Below are 2,731 nucleotides of genomic sequence, written 5' to 3'. Positions count from 1 at the left end.
CGGTGGTGGTACAAATATATGATGGAATAAGTATTTGATCTTGAGTGTATTTTATGTCGTTTAATAAGAAGTGGTTAATTTTTTTTAAGCAAACACATTACAGAAAGCTATTCTGAATACCTCACTAACATAGATATAGTAAATAATGGCTTTAACAAAGACAAAAAATAGAATTATTTATGCAAAAAAATCAATAAAATATTCATTATCAAAACAAAAATATAAAATCTAGTTTGAGTAATTTAGTATCATATATTTGTACCACCACCATAATTTGTATAGCCACTTGCTATTAATCTAAAATTATTTTGTATATTTGTAGCGTAGCAAAGAGAATAACTTTATTTGTCTTTGTAGAGATGTAACAACATCTCGGTTGTTTAAGTGCTTCTATGTAGTCTTTCTTTTTTATTAGTGCCTACGTAGTTCATTAAGACATATCGAACAAATAAGGAATTCAATTATCTTAAATTATAAAAAGAGTCTTGATAGGCAACCAATCGGCTTGTACATTAAATTAAAATAAAAAATATCCTATAGAAGTGATAATTATTGGCATTGTCAGAATGTATAAAAACTCCTCTTGGAACAAATTTTGATTTAACAAAAACAGCCTTAATGGCCTACTTGACTGCTCTAATTTTAGTTAATTAATTGCTACGGATATTGTGCTGGAATCAATGCTTTAATAATAGAATGCTATTCCATCACGATAGGTAACATAAAACAAAAGGTTTAAATAAAATATCAATATAAATAAAACAATATGTGTAACTATATTAAATTTCCATACATACGGTCGAATTCCATAAAAACAATATACGGAATATCTGTATTATTTACAACCTCTTGTAGTAAGATAAGTAATAATCATAACGCTAAAAATCAGCAACCAGATATGTGTCATATGCCTGAAATTAACAGGCTTCTTGATATAGGAAACAGTGATAGGCAGAGGCTTTTTCATGAGGCAGTATTAAAGAATGATATAAATGAAGTTCAGCAGTTATTATCAGATAGAAACGTTAATGTAAACAAAAAAAATGACGAAGGTAATACCGCTTTATATACAGTATTAGAACGTGTATTATCTGAACCTAATACAATGGATTTTATGCCAATGTTTGATCTATTAATAAAAGCTAAGGCACATCTAAATGAACCAAATAAAGATCGTAAAATGCTACTTCATAAGGCAGCAGAGTGTGGTCATCAAGGAATAGTTGATGCCTTAATAAAAGCTAAGGCATATCTAAATATAAAAGATAAAAAAGGGGAAACACCACTTCATAAGGCAGCAGCTAATGGTCATCAAGAAATAGTTGAGGCCTTAATAAAGGCTAAGGCTGATCTAAATATACAAAATAAAGATGTGCGTACACCATTTTATCTTGCGATCTTAATAAAAGATTGCGGTAGGCATACACCACTTCATATTGCAGCAAAGGAAGGTCAAAAAGAAATAGTTGTGGCCTTAATAAAGGCTGGGGCTGATCTAAATAGAAAAGGTCAATATGGGCATACACCACTTCATATTGCAGCAGAGTGTGGTCATCAAGGAATAGTTGAGGCCTTAATAAAGGCTGGGGCTAATCTAAATATACAACATAAATGCGGGGAGACACCACTTCATTTTGCAGCAAATAGGGGTCATAAAGAAATAGCTAAAATGTTAATAGATGCGAAGGTAGATCTAAATATACAAGATAAAGACGGGCATACACCACTTTATTATGCAGCAAATAGGGGTCATAAAGAAATAGCTAAAATGTTAATAGATGCGAAAGCAGATCTAAAGATACAAAATCACAACAGTGATACACCACTTCATTATGCAGCAAATAGGGGTCATAAAGAAATAGCTAAAATGTTAATAGATGCGAAAGCAGATCTAAATAGAAAAGATAAAGACGGGGAGACACCACTTCATTATGCAGCAAATAGGGGTCATAAAGAAATAGCTAAAATGTTAATAGATGCGAAGGTAGATCTAAATATACAAAATGACAACGGGCATACACCACTTTATTATGCAGCAGATAGCGGTCATAAAGAAATAGTTGAAGCCTTAATAAATGCGAAGGTAGATCTAAATAGAAAAGATAAAGACGGGGAGACACCACTTCATATTGCAGCAAAGGAAGGTCAAAAAGAAATAGTTGTGGCCTTAATAAATGCTGGGGCAGATCTAAATAGAAAAGATAAATACGGGGAAACACCACTTCATATTGCAGCAAAGGAAGGTCAAAAAGAAATAGCTAAGGCCTTAATAGATGCTGAGGCAGATCTAAATATAGAAAATAAATACTGGGAAACACCACTTCATATTGCAGCAGAGGAAGATCAAAAAGAAATAGTTGTGGCCTTAATAAATGCGAAGGCAAATCTAAATATACCAAATAAAAAGGGGAAGACACCTCTTTATTATGCAGCAAATAGCGGTCATAAAGAAATAGTTGAAGCCTTAATAAATGCGAAGGTAGATCTAAATATACCAAATAAATACGGGGAAACACCACTTGATATTGCATTAGAGAGTGGTTATAACGAAATAGTTGAAATCTTACAAAATATTGATAAAGATTCAAATCTAGAATATTCACTTAAAGCAGGTACAGGACTTTCGCAAAGTAGTGAATAATTGATATTTTTAGTGAATAATTGATATTTTTGTAGTTATAGTTACTAACTTCAAATTATTGTACTCAACGATGAAAGTTACTACGCAACT

Annotated in this window: 1 protein-coding gene; it reads left to right on the top strand. The window is 31.7% G+C overall.

Annotation, left to right across the window (positions count from 1 at the left end; genetic code table 11):
* The first annotated feature begins 898 nt into the window (after positions 1 to 898).
* Positions 899 to 2,641, top strand: a complete 1,743-nt coding sequence (locus CCPUN_RS04065) for an ankyrin repeat domain-containing protein (RefSeq protein WP_204594659.1) — start codon at positions 899 to 901, stop codon at positions 2,639 to 2,641.
* Positions 2,642 to 2,731 lie beyond the last annotated feature (90 nt).

Source organism: Cardinium endosymbiont of Culicoides punctatus, assembly GCF_004354815.1.
Lineage (GTDB): Bacteria > Bacteroidota > Bacteroidia > Cytophagales > Amoebophilaceae > Cardinium.
This window is presented reverse-complemented; position numbering and strand designations above follow the sequence as displayed.

Excerpts from the sequence above, each read along its gene's own strand:
- CCPUN_RS04065 (WP_204594659.1), top strand. The coding sequence starts at position 899 with ATGTGTCATATGCCTGAAATTAACAGGCTTCTTGATATAGGAAACAGT.